Annotated in this window: 25 protein-coding genes and 1 tRNA gene; all 26 read left to right on the top strand. The window is 39.2% G+C overall.

Annotated features, from left to right (window positions below):
* The first annotated feature begins 9 nt into the window (after positions 1 to 9).
* The 26 genes from rplX (at position 10) to P6922_RS05290 (ending at position 17,792) form a co-directional block, all read left to right on the top strand.
* Entirely contained in the window at positions 10 to 342 is a 333-nt protein-coding gene (rplX, locus tag P6922_RS05415; protein WP_007554081.1) for a 50S ribosomal protein L24, read from the top strand.
* Positions 343 to 362: 20 nt separating this feature from the next.
* The gene (gene rplE, locus P6922_RS05410; protein WP_007556220.1) at positions 363 to 902 is read left to right on the top strand and encodes a 50S ribosomal protein L5; all 540 of its coding nucleotides are present in this window, start codon (positions 363 to 365) and stop codon (positions 900 to 902) included.
* A gap of 13 nt (positions 903 to 915) precedes the next feature.
* Positions 916 to 1,185, top strand: coding sequence for a 30S ribosomal protein S14 (gene rpsN, locus P6922_RS05405; RefSeq protein WP_007554072.1), 270 nt, complete (start codon positions 916 to 918; stop codon positions 1,183 to 1,185).
* Positions 1,186 to 1,212: 27 nt separating this feature from the next.
* Positions 1,213 to 1,611, top strand: coding sequence for a 30S ribosomal protein S8 (rpsH, locus tag P6922_RS05400; protein WP_007554070.1), 399 nt, complete (start codon positions 1,213 to 1,215; stop codon positions 1,609 to 1,611).
* A 17-nt stretch (positions 1,612 to 1,628) separates the two neighbouring features.
* A complete protein-coding gene (gene rplF, locus P6922_RS05395) occupies positions 1,629 to 2,171 on the top strand; it encodes a 50S ribosomal protein L6 (protein WP_007553963.1) in 543 nt (180 codons plus the stop codon).
* Between the two features lie 17 nt (positions 2,172 to 2,188).
* Complete coding sequence (gene rplR, locus P6922_RS05390) at positions 2,189 to 2,554, top strand: 50S ribosomal protein L18 (protein ID WP_007553992.1); 366 nt, start codon at positions 2,189 to 2,191, stop codon at positions 2,552 to 2,554.
* Positions 2,555 to 2,571: 17 nt separating this feature from the next.
* Positions 2,572 to 3,072: a 30S ribosomal protein S5 gene (gene rpsE / locus P6922_RS05385; RefSeq protein ID WP_007553950.1), complete on the top strand. Its 501-nt coding sequence runs from the start codon at positions 2,572 to 2,574 to the stop codon at positions 3,070 to 3,072.
* A 13-nt stretch (positions 3,073 to 3,085) separates the two neighbouring features.
* Positions 3,086 to 3,265: a 50S ribosomal protein L30 gene (gene rpmD / locus P6922_RS05380; RefSeq protein WP_007553953.1), complete on the top strand. Its 180-nt coding sequence runs from the start codon at positions 3,086 to 3,088 to the stop codon at positions 3,263 to 3,265.
* Positions 3,266 to 3,282: 17 nt separating this feature from the next.
* The gene (gene rplO / locus P6922_RS05375) at positions 3,283 to 3,723 is read left to right on the top strand and encodes a 50S ribosomal protein L15 (protein ID WP_007554040.1); all 441 of its coding nucleotides are present in this window, start codon (positions 3,283 to 3,285) and stop codon (positions 3,721 to 3,723) included.
* A 1-nt stretch (position 3,724) separates the two neighbouring features.
* A complete protein-coding gene (gene secY, locus P6922_RS05370; protein WP_007554003.1) occupies positions 3,725 to 4,987 on the top strand; it encodes a preprotein translocase subunit SecY in 1,263 nt (420 codons plus the stop codon).
* Between the two features lie 26 nt (positions 4,988 to 5,013).
* Complete coding sequence (locus tag P6922_RS05365; RefSeq protein ID WP_007554079.1) at positions 5,014 to 5,667, top strand: adenylate kinase; 654 nt, start codon at positions 5,014 to 5,016, stop codon at positions 5,665 to 5,667.
* Entirely contained in the window at positions 5,664 to 6,416 is a 753-nt protein-coding gene (gene map, locus P6922_RS05360; protein WP_007553999.1) for a type I methionyl aminopeptidase, read from the top strand. Before P6922_RS05365 ends, map begins: the two co-directional genes overlap by 4 nt.
* 46 nt (positions 6,417 to 6,462) lie before the next feature.
* On the top strand, positions 6,463 to 6,681 hold the full coding sequence (infA, locus tag P6922_RS05355; RefSeq protein ID WP_007554001.1) for a translation initiation factor IF-1: 219 nt from the start codon (positions 6,463 to 6,465) through the stop codon (positions 6,679 to 6,681).
* Between the two features lie 16 nt (positions 6,682 to 6,697).
* On the top strand, positions 6,698 to 6,811 hold the full coding sequence (rpmJ, locus tag P6922_RS05350) for a 50S ribosomal protein L36 (RefSeq protein ID WP_007554086.1): 114 nt from the start codon (positions 6,698 to 6,700) through the stop codon (positions 6,809 to 6,811).
* A 24-nt stretch (positions 6,812 to 6,835) separates the two neighbouring features.
* Complete coding sequence (gene rpsM, locus P6922_RS05345) at positions 6,836 to 7,213, top strand: 30S ribosomal protein S13 (RefSeq protein ID WP_007553983.1); 378 nt, start codon at positions 6,836 to 6,838, stop codon at positions 7,211 to 7,213.
* A gap of 18 nt (positions 7,214 to 7,231) precedes the next feature.
* Positions 7,232 to 7,615 carry a 30S ribosomal protein S11 gene (gene rpsK, locus P6922_RS05340; protein ID WP_276874951.1) on the top strand — a complete coding sequence of 128 codons (384 nt, stop codon included), beginning with the start codon at positions 7,232 to 7,234 and terminating at the stop codon, positions 7,613 to 7,615.
* A 53-nt stretch (positions 7,616 to 7,668) separates the two neighbouring features.
* Entirely contained in the window at positions 7,669 to 8,643 is a 975-nt protein-coding gene (locus P6922_RS05335; RefSeq protein ID WP_276874949.1) for a DNA-directed RNA polymerase subunit alpha, read from the top strand.
* Positions 8,644 to 8,660: 17 nt separating this feature from the next.
* Entirely contained in the window at positions 8,661 to 9,002 is a 342-nt protein-coding gene (rplQ, locus tag P6922_RS05330) for a 50S ribosomal protein L17 (RefSeq protein WP_007553958.1), read from the top strand.
* A gap of 573 nt (positions 9,003 to 9,575) precedes the next feature.
* A complete protein-coding gene (locus P6922_RS05325) occupies positions 9,576 to 10,544 on the top strand; it encodes an AEC family transporter (protein ID WP_276874947.1) in 969 nt (322 codons plus the stop codon).
* Position 10,545: 1 nt separating this feature from the next.
* A complete protein-coding gene (locus P6922_RS05320; RefSeq protein WP_007554032.1) occupies positions 10,546 to 11,523 on the top strand; it encodes an AEC family transporter in 978 nt (325 codons plus the stop codon).
* 73 nt (positions 11,524 to 11,596) lie between these two features.
* A tRNA-Ser gene (locus tag P6922_RS05315) sits at positions 11,597 to 11,686 on the top strand.
* 54 nt (positions 11,687 to 11,740) lie between these two features.
* Positions 11,741 to 12,607 (top strand): YitT family protein, encoded by an 867-nt coding sequence (locus P6922_RS05310; protein ID WP_007553957.1) that lies wholly within the window; start codon positions 11,741 to 11,743, stop codon positions 12,605 to 12,607.
* A gap of 232 nt (positions 12,608 to 12,839) precedes the next feature.
* Positions 12,840 to 14,297, top strand: coding sequence for a trigger factor (gene tig, locus P6922_RS05305; RefSeq protein WP_276874946.1), 1,458 nt, complete (start codon positions 12,840 to 12,842; stop codon positions 14,295 to 14,297).
* 74 nt (positions 14,298 to 14,371) lie between these two features.
* The gene (gene clpP / locus P6922_RS05300; protein WP_174249865.1) at positions 14,372 to 14,971 is read left to right on the top strand and encodes an ATP-dependent Clp endopeptidase proteolytic subunit ClpP; all 600 of its coding nucleotides are present in this window, start codon (positions 14,372 to 14,374) and stop codon (positions 14,969 to 14,971) included.
* A gap of 10 nt (positions 14,972 to 14,981) precedes the next feature.
* Entirely contained in the window at positions 14,982 to 16,217 is a 1,236-nt protein-coding gene (gene clpX, locus P6922_RS05295; RefSeq protein ID WP_276874944.1) for an ATP-dependent protease ATP-binding subunit ClpX, read from the top strand.
* 276 nt (positions 16,218 to 16,493) lie between these two features.
* Positions 16,494 to 17,792 (top strand): dicarboxylate/amino acid:cation symporter, encoded by a 1,299-nt coding sequence (locus tag P6922_RS05290; RefSeq protein WP_276874943.1) that lies wholly within the window; start codon positions 16,494 to 16,496, stop codon positions 17,790 to 17,792.
* The last annotated feature ends 167 nt before the right edge of the window (positions 17,793 to 17,959 follow it).

Raw genomic sequence — 17,959 nt, 5'->3', positions numbered from 1 at the left:
AGGCACATAATGAGTCATAAAATGCACGTAAAAACCGGAGATACGGTAGTAGTAATATCCGGAAAAGATAAAGGTAAACAGGGAAAAATTATTTCCGCAATGCCCAAAGACAACAAAGTAGTTGTAGAAGGAATCAACATTGTAAAGAAACATGTAAAGCCGAACCAGGCAAATCCGAAAGGCGGAATTATTTCAAAAGAAGCGCCGTTACATGCTTCAAAGGTAATGATTTTAGATCCTGAAACAAAGAAACCGACACGTATTAAGAAAGTACAGCAAGAAGACGGAAAATATGTAAGAGCTTCCGTTAAGAGCGGTGCTATTTTAGATAAGGTTAAGTAACGGGGAAAGGAGGATAAAAATTGTCCAGATTACATGATTTATATGTAGAACAGATAAAGAAATCCATGTGTGAAAAATTCGGCTACACAAACGAAATGGAAATACCGAAATTGGAAAAAATCGTAATTAATATCGGTGTAGGCGAAGCGACAGAAAACTCCAAAGCAGTAGATGCTGCGGCATCAGATCTTGCTCAGATAACAGGACAAAAGCCGATTATCTGTAAAGCCAAGAAATCACTCGCATCATGGAAAATTCGTGAAGGAATGCCGTTAGGCTGCAAAGTAACTTTACGTCATGAAAAAATGTATGAATTCTTAGATCGCTTGATTAATATTGCACTTCCCCGCGTACGTGACTTCAGAGGAGTCAGTGCGGAAAGCTTTGACGGCCGCGGAAACTATGCAATGGGCGTTAAAGAACAGTTGATTTTCCCGGAAATCGATTACGAAAAAATCGACAGAATCCGCGGAATGGATATTATAGTAGTTACAACGGCTAGAACAGATGAAGAAGCTCGTGAACTTTTGAGACTCTTCGGAATGCCGTTTAAGAAGTAAGCAGGAGGACAATATGGCAAAGAAGTCTATGTTGGAACGCGAAAAGAAAAGAGAAATCGCGGTTCAGAAATATGCAGCCAAACGTCGTGCTTTGAAAGAAGCGGGCGACTATGAAGCTCTCAGTAAATTGCCTCGCAATGCTTCTCCGACACGTTTGCATAATCGTTGTAAATTGACCGGACGTCCCCATGGATACATGCGTAAATTCGGAGTTTGCAGAAACCAATTCCGTGACTTGGCATACCGTGGAGAAATACCGGGCGTTAGAAAAGCCAGCTGGTAATAAATTTCGGGAGGAGGATTAAATATAATGGTAACAACCGATCCGATTGCGGATATGCTTACTCGTATTCGTAATGCGAACGATGCATATCATGAAAAAGTAGATATGCCTGCTTCTAAAATTAAGGCCGCTGTGCTTGAAATTTTGAAAGATGAAGGCTTTATCCGTACAGTAGAACAGATTGAAGTTGAAAATCACAAAGTTTTGCGCGCAACACTGAAATATGGAGCAAACCGTGAAAAAGTAATTAAAGGTCTGAAAAGAATATCAAAACCGGGCTTGAGAATTTACGCAAACAAAGAAGAATTACCGCGTGTATTGGGAGGCCTCGGAATAGCAGTTATTTCCACATCCAAAGGAATTATGACCGACAAAGCGGCAAGAAAAGCCGGTTTGGGCGGAGAAGTTCTTGCGTATGTCTGGTAAGCAGTTGGAGGTATATAATGTCAAGAATAGGCAATAAACCGATTGCGGTACCGGCAGGAGTGGAAATCAAGATTGATGGACATAAGGTAACCGTAAAAGGTTCAAAAGGAACATTGGAACGTAATTTACATCCCTTAATGGATGTAAAATTGGAAGGTAACGAAGTAATCGTTACACGTCCGAATGATGAAATTGAAAGCCGTGAATTACACGGACTTACCCGTACACTCATTCACAACATGATTGTGGGAGTTACCGAAGGATTCAAAAAGAAATTGGAAATCCTGGGCGTCGGCTACAATGCAAAGATGCAGGGTAAAGATTTAAGATTGGCATTGGGATTCTCACATCCGGTCATAGTAGTACCGCCGGAAGGAATAACAATTACAACACCTTCTTCAGTAGTAATTGAAGTATCCGGTGCAAACAAGGAACTGGTAGGCCAAGTTGCGGCAGAAATCCGTTCATGGCGTGAACCGGAACCATATAAAGGTAAAGGTATTCGTTATTCCGGTGAACATGTCCGCCGTAAGGCAGGCAAGACCGGTGCGACAAAGTAATCAGGGGGTAAACAGATATGCGTAAAAATGCAAGTAAGGCACAATTGGAACGTCGCCATCTGCGCCTTCGTCAGAAAATCTCCGGTACTGCCGCTCGTCCGCGTCTTAATGTTTACCGCAGTCTCGCCAACATCTATGCACAGGTGATTGACGATGAATCAGGTAAAACGCTGGTATCGGCAAATACCTTAGATAAAGAAATTAAAGCCAAATTTCCATATGGCGGCAATGTAGAAGCAGCCAAGGAAGTTGGAATTCTCGTGGCGAAAAGAGCTTTGGAAAAGGGCATCGAAGCGGTTGTATTCGATCGCGGCGGATGCATTTATCATGGAAGAGTGAAAGCTCTTGCAGAAGGTGCGCGTGAAGGCGGCTTGAAATTTTAAGGTAAAGGAGAAAACACATGCCAAGATTTGAAAAACAAGAATCCGACTTAAAAGAAAACGTCGTATTTATAAATCGCGTAGCTAAAGTTGTAAAAGGCGGTCGTCGTTTTTCCTTTGCAGCCGTAGTAGTAGTAGGAGACGGAAAAGGCAGAGTAGGATTAGGATTGGGAAAAGCTGCCGAAGTTCCGGAAGCTATTCGTAAAGGCGTAGAAGACGCAAAGAAAAATTTGATTACCGTAACACTTAAAAACGGAACAATTCCGCATGAAATGATCGGTGAATACGGAGCAGGAAGAGTATTCATGAAACCGGCGGCAGAAGGTTGTGGAGTTATTGCCGGAGGTCCGATTCGTGCAGTATTGACATTAGCGGGTGTTCGTGACATTTTGACAAAATCCTTGGGCTCTTCAAACCCGATCAACATGGTAAGAGCTACATTGGACGGATTGTCAAAATTGGAAGATGCTCGTAAAGTAGCAGCGCTTCGCGGTAAAAGTGTAGAAGAAATTTACAATTAACAGGAGAGCGATCATGAAGGTTATAATTACTTTGAAGAAAAGCGTGATCGGCTCCAAACCCGATCAAGTTGCAACTATAAAGGCACTTGGTCTCAAAAAGACCAATTCCTCAGTAGAAAAAGAATTGACACCACAGATAAAGGGCATGGTGCACAAAGTCCGTCATCTGGTTGAATGTAAAGAAGCTGAATAAGAGAAGGAGGTGCACTAATGAAACTGCATGAATTAAAACCGGCAGAAGGCTCTACAAGAGTACGTCGTCGTGTAGGACGCGGAATCGGTTCAGGCATGGGTAAACAATCTACCCGTGGTGCAAAAGGACAAAATGCCAGAACAGGCGGTGGAGTTCGTCCGGGTTTTGAAGGCGGTCAGATGCCTCTGTATCGTCGTCTTCCGAAACGTGGATTCAAGAATATTTTTGCAGATGAATTTGCAATCGTAAACGTAGAATCCTTGAACTGTTTCGAAGACAATGCTGTAGTAGATCCGGCAACATTGGTAGAAGCCGGAATTTTGAAAAATGTTCGTGATGGTGTACGTGTTCTTGGAAACGGTGAATTGAAAAAAGCCCTTACTGTAAGAGCTCAAGGATTCACAAAATCCGCACAACAAAAAATTGAAGCAGCCGGTGGAAAAGCAGAGGTGATCTAATATGGGGTCTGCATTCGCAAATATATTTGCAAATAAAGAACTCAAAGATCGTATTCTGTTCACATTTGTGATGTTTGTCATCTTCAGGTTGGGAGTACATATTCCTGTACCTGGAGTTGACTCATCTGTTATAGAAAGTCTGTTTACATCCGGAAATATTTTCGGATTTTTAGACTTATTTTCAGGTGGAGCACTGAGCAAGTTTTCATTATTTGCAATGAGCATAACCCCGTATATCAACTCATCCATTATTATGCAGTTGTTAACTGCCGTAATTCCGACACTGGAAGAATGGCAGAAAGATGGCCAAGAAGGATACAAGAAAATACAAAAAGTAACACGTTACTTCACTGTAGTACTTGCATTCATTCAAGCATTCGGAATGGCATATGCACTGCGTGCAAATAATGCGTTGCTGGACAACAGTTGGTTTTTCTTATTCTTTATCGTTATAGTACTGACAGCAGGAACATGCCTTTTGGTATGGATTGGCGAACAAATCACTGAAAAAGGTATAGGAAACGGAATTTCCTTAATCATTTTCTGCGGTATCGTAGCAAGATTTCCGGAAGCTGCAAGTACAATTGTGGATTACCTTAAAGTCGGTACGATAACACCGTTGCAAGCACTCCTTTTTGTAGTAATAGGACTTGCAATGATACTTGTGGTAATCGCTGTAAATGAAGCACAAAGACGTATACCCGTACAATATGCAAAACGTGTAGTAGGAAGAAAAATGTACGGAGGACACTCCACCTTTTTACCTCTCAAAGTAAATCAGGCAGGAGTTATTCCGATAATTTTCGCATCATCAATAATTATGATGCCGGTTACACTTGCACAATTTGTACATATAAATTGGGTGAAGTCATTAGCCACACTATTCGGTTGGGGCACATGGCCGAACACAATATTATACGGAATATTGATATTCATGTTTACATACTTTTACACAGCAATAACGGTAAATGTAAAAGACTTGGCCGACAACATGAAAAAATACGGTGGATTTATACCGGGAATACGTCCCGGAGAACCGACAATGATGTATATCGACAAAGTACTCACAAGAATTACACTTACAGGAGCGATATTCCTTGCCTTTGTAGCTATACTTCCGAACTTTATCGGTAATATAACCGGAATACAAGGAGTATACTTCGGAGGAACGGCACTTCTGATTGTAGTCGGAGTAGCATTGGAAACGATGCGTCAAGCACAATCATTGATGGTTACAAGAAACTACCGAGGGTTTTTAAAATAATTAAAAGTTAGAAGGAGTTGGGATCTATGTACATCTTATTAATGGGACCGCCCGGTGCAGGAAAAGGCACACAGGCAGAAAAACTCATTCGTGATTACGGAATCCCCCAGATTTCAACGGGAGACATGTTCAGAGCTGCCGTGAAAGCTGGAACCGCTCTGGGTATCGAAGCCAAAAGTTACATGGATAAAGGAGCATTGGTTCCCGACAGTGTAACAATAGGCATCGTTAAAGAACGATTACAGCAAGAAGACTGCAAAAAAGGGTGGATATTGGATGGATTCCCACGCAATACGGATCAAGCTCGTGCATTAGATAAAATTTTGAAAGAAATCGGAATAAAGTTGACATCCGTTATTACCATCAAAGTAGAAAACAAAGACCTCATAAAGAGAATTTGCGGACGAATGATGTGTAAAAAATGCGGTGCTTCATTCCACAAAGAATTCCGTCCTCCGGTAAGAGAAAATATTTGCGACAACTGCGGTAGTGAACTCTATCAGCGTGCAGACGACAACGAAGCAACTGTAGGACAAAGACTTGCAGTATACGAAAGCAAAACAAAACCTCTTATCGACTATTACAAAGAAAGCGGAAGCTATTGTGAAATAGACGGTAATCAATCTATGGAAGACGTATACAAACAGATCCAAGCAGCATTGGAGAAAGCGTCAAAATGATAACGATTCGTACACCGAAAGAAATAGAAAAGATAGCTGCTGCAAGCAAATTGACAGCAGATACACTTTCTATGTTGGCAAAAGAAGTCAAAGCGGGAATAAGCACGCTTGACCTCGACAAAATGGCTGAAGAATTTATAAGAGCAAACGGAGGTATACCGGCCTGCAAAGGATATGAAGGATACCCCGCAACACTGTGTACATCGGTAAATGAAGTCGTTGTACATGGAATACCTTCAGCAAAAAGAATTCTTCGAAAAGGCGATATAATATCAATCGATCTTGTCGTAGAAGTAGACGGTTACAAAGGAGACTCCTGTATTACCGTTCCGGTCGGCAGAACAAGCAAAAAGAACATGAAACTTATAGAAGTTACCGAAAATGCTCTTTTTGCCGGTATCAAACAAGCAGTCGTCGGTAATCATGTCGGTGATATCGGACATGCGATAGAGAGCTTTGTAAAGCCCTATGGCTACGGTGTACTCAGGGAATATGTAGGGCATGGTATAGGAACGGAAATGCATGAAGAACCGGAAATACCGAATTACGGTACTCCCGGACATGGTCCGCGACTGGAAGAAGGAATGTGCATCTGTATAGAACCCATGATTACAATGGGCAGTGAAAAAGTATACACCCTGAAAGACGGGTGGAGCGTACTCACAAAAGATGGACTTCCGTCCGCTCACATGGAACATACCCTTGTGATTACCGAAGAAGGACCTGAAATTTTGACATTGCGTAATTGAAACGTATTACGATATTGATAAATTCACAAAGTCAAAGGAGGCTCTCATGAGCAAGGAAGACGTCATTGAAGTGGAAGGCAAAGTAGTTGAAAAACTTCCTAATGCCATGTTCCGCGTCAAATTGGAAAACGGACATATCGTATTGGCACATATCTCGGGAAAAATGAGAATGAACTTCATTCGAATTTTACCGGGAGACAAAGTCACTGTCGAACTGACAGCATACGATTTGGATCACGGCAGGATAACCTATCGTTACAAGTAAGTAAGGAGGAAGCAAGATGAAAGTCAGACCGTCCGTCAAGAAGATGTGTGACAAATGTAAAGTTATAAAGCGTAAAGGCCGTGTAACGGTTATTTGCGAAAATCCGAAACATAAACAAAGACAGGGTTAATAAAGAAAAGGAGGTATAGAGTATATGGCACGTATAGCTGGTGTAGACTTACCGAGAGATAAGCGCGTTGAGATCGGCTTAACTTATATTTATGGAATTGGCCTTACTCTTTCCAAGAAAATATTGGCAGAAACAGGAGTATCCCCGGATACCCGTGTTAGAGATTTAAATGAAGATGATGTAGCAAAGATTCGTAATGCAGTAGGTGAATACAAAGTTGAAGGTGATCTTCGTCGTGAAGAATCCCTCAATATCAAGCGTTTGGTAGAAATCGGATCATACAGAGGTCGTCGTCATCGTTTAGGACTTCCCACACGTGGACAGCGTACAAAGACAAACGCACGCACACGTAAAGGACCTAGAAAAACTATTGCAGCAAAGAAAACTGCAACAGTTAAGTAATGTTGAAGGAGGAGAAACATGGCTACAGTAAAAAGTAAGAGAAGAGAAAGAAAACATGTAGAAACCGGTGCAGCTCATATTCGTTCAACATTCAATAACACGATTGTAACGATTACAGACTCCAACGGAAACGCCATTTCATGGGCATCCGCAGGAGAATTGGGCTTCAGAGGATCACGTAAGAGCACACCGTTTGCAGCACAAATGGCAGCAGAAAAAGCAGCCAAAGTTGCAATCGATCACGGTATGCGTTCAGCAGACGTATTTGTAAAAGGACCGGGAGCAGGTAGAGAAGCCGCTATCCGTGCATTACAGGCAGCAGGCATTGAAATCAGCAGTATTAAGGACGTAACTCCTATTCCGCACAACGGCTGTCGTCCTCCGAAACGTAGAAGAGTATAATTGCTTTTGCGTAAGAATTTTGGCGTCTTCTGGCGCAGAAGGAGGACTTTCGGATGATTGAAAATACAAGCTTCGCGATAAAGATTGTGGAACTGAGTGATGATAAACGTTATGGCAAGTTTGAATGTGAACCGCTCGAAAGAGGATTCGGTATAACATTGGGAAACAGCTTAAGACGTGTATTACTTTCATCATTAGACGGTGTGGCTATTACATCGATAAAAATTGACGGCGTACTTCATGAATTTACAACAATTGAAGGCGTTAGAGAAGATGTAACCGATATGATATTGAATTTAAAGAAAATTCGTTTCATTGCTCATGATGAAGCGGTATTTCCTATTCAAGTTCGTATAGACATAGATAAAGAAGGTATTTTCCATGCAGGCGACATGCAACTGCCGTCTGAAATAGACGTGTTAAATACCGATTTGGAAATATGCACTCTGGATGCCGATGCTCATTTAGGTATGGAATTGACAATCGACAGAGGTCATGGATATGTTCCTTTTAACAAGAACAAGAAAAATGACGAAATCGGAATAATTCCTATCGACTCCATTTTTACTCCGGTTGTAAAATGTAATTACAAAGTCAGCGACACACGTGTAGGAAATGAAATGGACTACGACAAACTGACATTGGAATTGGAAACTGACGGATCAGTTAAAGTGGAAGATGCAGTGGCGCAAGCTGCAACCATTTTGATAAAGTACTTCGAAAATTTCCGGAGATTGGCAACCAAACAAATTCCTGAAATTGACGTTGATGAAATTGAGCCGGAAATCGAAGAAAAAGACGATTCACCGGACCTTTCAGTAATTCCAATTGAAGAATTGGAATTATCCGTTAGAGCGTTCAACTGTTTAAAGAGAGCGGAAATAAATATGCTCGACCAGTTAACCGACAAAACGGAAGATGAATTAACTCGCGTACGTAATTTAGGTAAGAAATCTGTAGATGAAATAAAAGAAAAACTCGCAGCATACAAAGGCTGGGAACTTCATCTTAAAGATAATGATGAGTAATAAATAGGAGGAAAGAAATGGCTCGTAGTAGACTGAGAAGAATCAGCGGAGCACGTAAAGCATTGCTTCGCAGCTTGGTTACATCTCTTTTCCAGTATGGCCGTATTCAGACCACTGAATCAAAGGCAAAAGAACTTCGCCACGTAGCAGACAAAATGATTTCCCTTGCAAAAAGAGGAGATCTCCATGCACGTCGTCAGGCTGAATCTTTCATTATGGACAAAGCGATAACCAAAAAGTTATTTGATGAAATAGGAAAAAAATTCACAGATCGCAACGGAGGTTACACCCGTGTACTCAAGTTGGATGCACGTTTGGGAGATAACGCACCGAAAGCAATCATTGAATTGGTAGACTAAAATAAAACGCTTTCCGAAAGGGAAGCGTTTTTCAATGCAAAAATTTTTTTGTTGATTCCAAGTCAAACGGCAGAGTATAAATCAATAAATATAATACCTCGGTTGCATAAATAAGGTTCTATAATAAATCCGGATGCAAGTAAATAATATTCGTCTTCGATTTTAATTTATCGGGAAACCGATATAATTAATCACAATTAATCGAATATGAACCGATTTACGTAAATAAATGATGAAAGTTTTTTGTAGTAAAATTTATTGAGATTATTTTTGCTGCGGTGTCAAATTTCATAAAAGCGGTATACTTAAATACGGACAAATTGAAATTCACATAGGACAATACGAAATAAACGATATATTGTTTTGTTTTTTATTTACAATCCTTTTTATTTTGAAATCTTATTATGACAAATACATTTGTATTTCCAAAATATAAGGAAAATAACAAATACAACACCAAAAAAGTACTATATGTATAAAATATATTAAGATAGAAGCATTATAATAAATGAATATTGCAACTGAAGCATATAGAATGTATACTGAAATACATAATTTATGAAAGGTAAAAATATGGTATTTTTAGAAATTTTGTGGGACGGAATACTTCCTCTTATAGTGCTTATAGGAGCAGGAATATTTCTTGATTCCAGATTTAAAATAGATTTAAGTACATACAACAAACTCATTATATGGGTAACATTACCATGCTTTGTTTTTTACGGAATATATAATTATATTCCTTCATACTCAAGCTTGGTACTTGTTCCGCTGGCGATAGTGCTTATAATTCTGCAATATTTTTGTTCAAGTATATTTGCAAAACTTTTTAAAATAGAAAAAGATAAAAAAACCATATTTAAAGCGATATCCACTTACTCGAGCATAGGATATATAGGAATATCACTTGTGATGCTTATTTACTCGAGAATGCCGTATATAGCGGATATAGAACAAAGTCTTATAAATGAAAGCAGAGGTACGATAGTACTTCTTTTGCTGATAATGCTTTCGGCGATATATATTTTTGAACCCTGTCAATTCGGCGAAGAAGAATTGTCATTCAAAAATACGATAAAACATATAATCAAGATGCCTTCAATATATGCAATCATATTGGCAATACTTGTAAAAACACTCGGTTTCCATATAGAAACAACATTTCTCTGGTCGATTATCAAACACTACATAGGAGCATTTATGATATTGGTACTGATATCTGTAGGAATGCAAATAAATCGTATCAAATGGAAAAAACCGGATAAATTCATGTATGTTTCCGCATTTGCAAAACTTATAATTAATCCTGTTTTGGCATATATAATTTTGAAAATAGTAAATTTACCGAATCCGTTGGATTCGCAAGTATTTTTCATATACTCATCGATATCAAGTTCATTTTTGACAGCGGTATATGCAAACGAACACGACAAATATAAATCGTATGTACTGCAATCGATATTGTTCAACACGATACTCGGAATAATTACAATGTCGACAGTAATATATATTTCACCTTACTTATTTCCGATAGGACAATAAAATGGAATTTTTACATATAATAATAAATAATATAGTGCCGCTCATTATATTTGTAGCGGTAGGATACTTGATGGATATAAAATTCAATCTTCAAGTGACCGCACTTACAAAACTTACATTTTATGTAATTTTGCCGAGTTTTATATTCTACAGTATCTATAATGCAAAAATAAATATAATGCTTCTGAACGTGTACTTTATAGCGATAGGGCAAATGATAATAGTAGGAATACTTGCCACCGTGGTAGGTAAGTTGAGAAAATTTGACAGCTCACGAATAGAAGCCATAAAGAACGGAACAATGTTTTCAAATACAGGGAATATAGGTGCCGCACTTATAACATTGGTATTTTCAAATGCACCGTTTATTGTGAACGGTAAAGCGATATACCTACCCGAAGCATTTGCAGCATCCACGATGATACTCATACAAATGAATATGTTTCTGAACACATTGGGATTATATCAAGCCGGAAAAGGGAGACTTACACCTCAAGATGCGATAAAAGTTATATTTCATATACCGGTAATATACACACTTGCTGCGGTATTTGCCGTTAAATGGCTTGATATAGACATGACACGTACATTCATGTGGCCGGTATTTCAATACAGTGCGGCGGCTCTCGTAGCGGTGGTTATGACCGCATTGGGAGTGCAAATACATAGAAGCGTAATATCATTTAAACATTTTGACTCGTGGATTGCGTGCTTTTTAAGACTTATCATGGGACCGGTAACCGGATTTATTTTGATAAAATTTGCAAATATGTTCGGTATAAATTTTTCGCCGATTACCTGCCAAGCCATATTGATAATGTCATGCGCCCCAGCACCCGTAAACTCTGTACTTTATGCAATAGAATTTAAAAATTGTGTAAATTTCGCCACAGAAATAGTTACAATGAGTACATTTCTGTCGGTTATAACAATGCCGGCAGTTATATATGCGGCACGAATACTCTTTCCTATAAGTTAAAAACATTTATATAGGCAATATTGTAAAAAGTGTTTGACATATAAAGCCATATCTATTACAATATTACTGTTATGGAAAGGTGTCCGAGTGGTTTAAGGAGGCGGTCTTGAAAACCGTTAACCGTTAACACGGTTCGGGGGTTCGAATCCCTCCCTTTCCGCCATTATAAAACACTACGAACAACGTGGTGTTTTTTTTTATAGGAAGGAGGAATTGCATGAAGACATTAGTTGAAGACGGTTGGTCTTCACACGTAAGAAACATTGTAGGACTTTCTTTGGGCGCTGTAATATATTCCGCCGGTCTCGGTCTTTTTTTGGTTCCGAACAATGTAATTGACGGCGGTGTTACCGGTATTTCACTGTTGTTGCAAGCTGTTACAGGCATACACTTCAGTATACTGGTTGTATTGCTTAATATTCCTTTTTTCTACTTGGGATATAAAAGATTGGGTGCAAGGACCGCTTTGTACTCCGGTTATTCCATACTTGTATTTTCGATTGCCAGCCATATGCTTGAAAAATTGCCACCTGCAACTACCGATCCGTTTTTATCCACAATATTCGGAGGAATTATAATGGGTATAGGTATCGGACTTGTAATAAAATTCGGTGGTTCGACCGACGGCATAGAAATAGTTGCGATACTTTTGGATCGCAAAACATCATTTTCTGTCGGTGAAATAGTAATGTTTTTCAACTTTTTCATATTGGGTACATCAGGATTCGTTTTCACTTGGAACAGTGCAATGTACTCGCTTATTGCATACTTCATATGCTCAAGATTGATGGACAATGTCGCAACGGGACTCGATTCTTCCAAGGGCGTATTTATCATTACAAAAAATTACGATGCGGTATCCGATGCCATAGTGCACAGCATGGGTAGAGCGGTTACAAGACTTCATGGACAAGGCGGATTTTTGAAAGACAGCAAAGACGTGCTTTATTGCGTGGTATCAAGACTTGAAGTTATGAAATTGAAAATGGTTGTACGTGAAATAGACGAAGCCGCATTCTTGTCGGTATTTGACGTACAGGAAGTGCATGGCGGACTTATAAAAAAGACCAAAAGTCCGATTTAAAATAAAATAAATTAAAATTTAATATCGGTATAAAATGGAGAAATTTTTTCTCCGATATGTTATAGTTATGTATGAATATTAATCAAATCGGCATAAAGATATAAAATGCAAAATGCGCAAGTTTGAGATTTCGGGCTGTATATGATAAAATATACATTGCGATTTGTCTTATGTTGGTAAGATAAAAAGGTATCAATTTGTCGGAATACCGACTTAAGGAGGATTAATTTTTATGAAGGTAAAAGTAGAAGCACTGGATCAGCACAAAGTGAGTCTTCATATCGAAGTTGAGGCTGAAGCAGTAGTAAAGGGTTTTAAACAGGCTGTGTCACGTATTTCCAATCGTGTCAACATACCGGGATTCCGTAAGGGAAAAGCACCGCGTAAGACTTTGGAAATGCGTTTCGGAAAAGCAATTGTCGCTGCCGAAGCACAGGATATCGTAATTAACAAAGCTATGAATGAAGCACTTGCTGAAAATAAATTGGTTCCGGTAACACAGCCGGATATCAAAGCTGATGTTTTCTCAGAAAAAGAAGGTGCTACTTTTACAGCTACATTCGTTAAGCAGCCCGAAGTAAAACTCGGTGAATATAAAGGCTTGGAAGTTGAAAAGCATGACGTAAAGATTACGGATGAACAAGTAGAAGAACAACTCAAGATGGCTGCACAACAGAGTGCACGTCTCAAAGTGGTTCCGGAAGGCTCTGAAGTAGAAAAGGGCGACTACGTATTCATCGACTTCAAAGGAACGGTTGACGGAAAACCGTTTGAAGGCGGAGAAGGAAAAGGCTACCCGCTCGAAATCGGCTCCAACAGCTTCATTCCGGGATTTGAAGATCAGCTCAAAGGACACAAAGCGGGAGATGACGTTACTGTAAAAGTAAAATTCCCGAAACCCTACTTCAAGGCTGAACTTGAAAACAAAGATGCGGAATTTGCAGTACACATCAATGACGTAAAACGTAAAGAAGTACCGGAATTGAATGACGAATTTGCAAAGAGCGTCGGCAAATTCGAAACAATTAAAGACTTGAGAGACAGCTTGAAACAGCAGATGCAGCTTCAGGCAGTTCAGCAAGCTGAAGACATGTACCGTCAGGCATTGGTGGAAAAAGCGGTTGCAAATTCAGAAGTGGACATTCCGAAAGAAATGATTGATCAGAGAATTGACGAAATCATTTCCGAAATGAAACTCAATATGCAGGCAAGAAACCTCGACTTCGATACATACTTGAAAAATGTAAACAAGACTGAAGAAGAATTCCGTAAGCAATATGAAGAAAATGCGGCAAAAGAAGTTCGTCAGAGTTTGATACTCGGTGCAATAGCGGACAAAGAAAAATTGACTGTAACAGACAACGACTTGTCAATGGAAGTATACTTCATGGCACAGCAATTCAATGCTGAACCGAAAGATGTAGTAAACATTATCAAGGAAGAAAACCGTGTAGGTATGCTCGTAGATAATGTACGCAGAAAGAAAGCTGCAGCATTCATTTTCGGCGAAGCAAAGAAAGATGAAGTAAAAGAAGTAAAAGAAGAAAAGAAAGAAAAAGCCGAAAGCGATCTTGCATCAAAAACCGTTAAAGAATTGAAAGCATATGCTGAAGAAAAAGGCATCGCTTTGGATTCAAGAGCAAAGAAAGCTGAAATTATTGCAGCAATCGAAGCGGCAGAAGCAAAATAAAAAATAAATACAAGAAAGGAGACGCAGATTATACTGTCGTCTCTTTTTTTCAAAAAATGAAAGAAGGGATAATAATGGCATACGTTCCGATAGTAGTAGAACAAACCTCTCACGGAGAGCGTTCATATGATATCTATTCACGTCTGTTGAAAGACAGAATTATATTTCTTGACGGACAAATAGAAGACCATATGGCAAATGTAATTATTGCGCAACTTCTGTTTTTGGAAGCAGAAGATCCGGACAAAGACATTCACTTGTACATAAACAGTCCCGGAGGAGTGGTAACCGCAGGAATGGCGATATATGACACAATGCAATATATAAGACCCGACGTATCTACCATTTGTATCGGTTCATGCGCAAGCATGGCGGCGGTACTTTTGACATCCGGAGCAAAAGGCAAAAGATTTGCACTTCCCCACTCAAATGTTATGATTCACCAACCTTTGGGAGGAGTACAAGGACAAGCAACGGAAATAGAAATACATGCACGTGAAATTTTAAGATTACGTGACGAATTGAACGGAATTTTGGCAAAACATACCGGACAACCTCTTGACGTGATAAAAAAAGACACCGAAAGAGATAACTTCATGACAGCGGAAAACGCCTTGAAATACGGACTTATCGACAAAATTCTTACAAGAAACGAATTAACTGCAAAAGACTGAAGGAGGTACTTTGGATAATAAACGTAGAAAATCGCCGGAATGCAATTTTTGCGGAAGAACTGCAGACAAAGTCAGAAAACTTATTGCAGGACCGGACGTTTACATATGCAACGAATGTATAGATGTCTGTGCAAATATATTGAAAGAACAATATAAAGTAAACGAATCCGAATTTGAAGAAGAATTCAAGCTTCCGACACCGGTAGAAATAAAAAAATACATGGATCAATACGTTATAGATCAAGAAGAAGCCAAAATTGCACTTGCAGTAGCGGTATACAACCACTATAAACGTATAAAATACGAAAAGGACGGCGGAAACGACGATGTCGAACTGCAAAAGTCCAATATAATAATGCTCGGTCCGACCGGCAGCGGAAAAACACTTCTTGCACAAACACTTGCAAGATTTTTGGATGTACCTTTTGCAATATCCGATGCTACAACACTTACCGAAGCGGGCTATGTAGGTGAAGACGTAGAAAATATACTGCTCAGACTTATACAAGCGGCAGACTACGACCTTGAAAAAGCGGAAAGAGGAATAGTTTATATAGACGAAATAGATAAAATAGCAAGAAAATCGGAAAACCCGTCAATAACACGAGACGTATCGGGAGAAGGCGTACAACAAGCGCTCCTTAAAATACTGGAAGGAACGGTTGCAAACGTACCGCCTCAAGGAGGAAGAAAACATCCGAATCAGGAAATGATACAACTCGACACCTCGAAAATACTCTTCATATGCGGAGGAGCATTTGCAGGAATGGACAAAGTAGTAGCAAAACGACTGACAAAAAGTGCAGTCGGATTCGGTGCCGATATAAAGAAAAAAGAAGAAAAAGACGTAGCAAAAATATTAAACATGGTAGAGCCTGAAGACCTTTTGAAATTCGGACTCATACCGGAATTTATAGGCAGACTTCCGATACTTGTAGCACTCAGTCCTTTGAGCGAAGATGCATTGGTGCGAATTTTGACACAACCGAAAAACGCATTGATAAAGCAATACAAAAAGTTGCTTAAGATGGATAACGTCGAACTTGAATTTGAAGAAAAAGCAATACGTGCGATAGCAAAAAAAGCAATCGAAAGAAATACAGGTGCAAGAGGACTTCGTGCCATTATAGAAAAAATAATGCAAAAAGTAATGTACGACATACCGGAAATGAAAGACGTGGAAAAATGTATAATAACCGAAGACGTAGTTGTACACAACAAGCAACCGGAACTGAAAAGGAAATAGTAAATGAAACGGGATATTTGAAATTATCCCGTTTTTTTGCACGAAAATATAATAAATCGAAAAAATAAAATTCGTTGACAATAAATAACATGAATGATAGACTGAAAATAATATTCACCCGAAAAAAAGTGCACAAAACCGAGAATTTCCGGTATCGATAAAAAATAAAAACAACATCGGTATTATATGTGGAAGTCGGAATATTCAAACAATCGGAGTGTATTTCTTTCCATTGGAAATGGAACGTTTTTTACTGTTTGTGCATAGGAGGCAAAAATGGAAAAAGAAAATAAAAACATCTCGATTGAAAAACAAGCGGAAGAACTGATACTCAAAAGTCGACACAATCACCAAAGCAAGCAAATCATTTTGTGGATTGCCGCATTGGTTATCGGAGGAATTCTGGGTGGACTTGGAAATACGATGCTCAACCAGATGTTTGCATTTATTGCCACCGTATTTACACGACTGTTTCAATTCATAGCAATACCGACCATTTCACTCACCGTAATAACCACACTTGCATCAATAGGAGTAAAAAAAGACACCGGACGCATATTTGTACACGCACTTACATACACACTGCTTACAACAATATGTGCCGCTGCCATAGGACTTGCTTTATACATAGTTGTCGACCCAGGAAACTTACCGGTATCGCTTGTGAATGCAGGTGTCGAACAAGTACCTGAAAAACTGACACATATAAGTTATTATGATCACTTCCTTTCAGTAATACCGAATAATATATTGCAACCGTACTTGGAAGGAAATGCTCTCTCGGTGATGATTATATCCGCCGCAGTAGGGCTGTCACTTGCATTTATGCCCAAAACTGAAAATCACGCAGTTTTGCTCAAAGGAATAAACGGATTGCAAGAAATACTGTTTGTATTGATAAAAGCGATAATTTGGGCATTGCCTCTCGGAATTTTGGCATTCTCGGCACAACTTTCCGCACAAATTGCAACCGGAATTATTGTAGGAGCATTGGGAAAATACACACTCGTTATAATTGTCGGAAACTTAATACAATTTTTTATAGTACTTCCCTTATACCTCCTTGCAAGAGGACTCAATCCTGTAAAAGTATTTAAAAAAATGCTTCCGGCGATAACACTTGCATTCTTTTCGAAAAGCTCTGCCGGAACACTTCCGGTCACGTTGGCATCGGCAGAAGAAAATTTGAAAGTAAATCCGAAAATATCACGCTTCGTACTTCCGATATGTACAACAATAAACATGAACGGATGTGCGGCATTCATCTTGGTCACATCACTTTTCCTCATGCAAAACGGAGGATTCGAACTGACACTTCCGATGATGATAGTATGGCTCTTCGTATCCGTAATATCAGCGGTAGGAAATGCAGGAGTACCGATGGGATGCTATTTTCTTACACTTTCACTCATGTCATCGGTAGGAGCACCCATAGGAATTATGGGAATAATACTTCCTATATACACAATCATAGACATGGTGGAAACTGCGGAAAATGTATGGTCGGATGCGGTAGTATGTGCAATGACCGATCACGACTTGAAGGGTACCTTGTCAGATGATAAGAATGCTTAATAAATTGAATATTGAAAATATTTGCGATATAAAGAAAAAACGGAATCGTTTAAAATGACGATTTCGTTTTTTTATGTAAAAGAAGCTGAAAATACATTTACAAAAAATCGGGGGGGGGTGATATAATTAAAACTCTGAATAAAAATATGTACTAAATAAACGAAAGA

The organism is Dialister micraerophilus (assembly GCF_947090205.1).
Classification (GTDB): Bacteria; Bacillota; Negativicutes; order Veillonellales; family Dialisteraceae; genus Dialister; species Dialister micraerophilus.
This window is presented reverse-complemented; position numbering and strand designations above follow the sequence as displayed.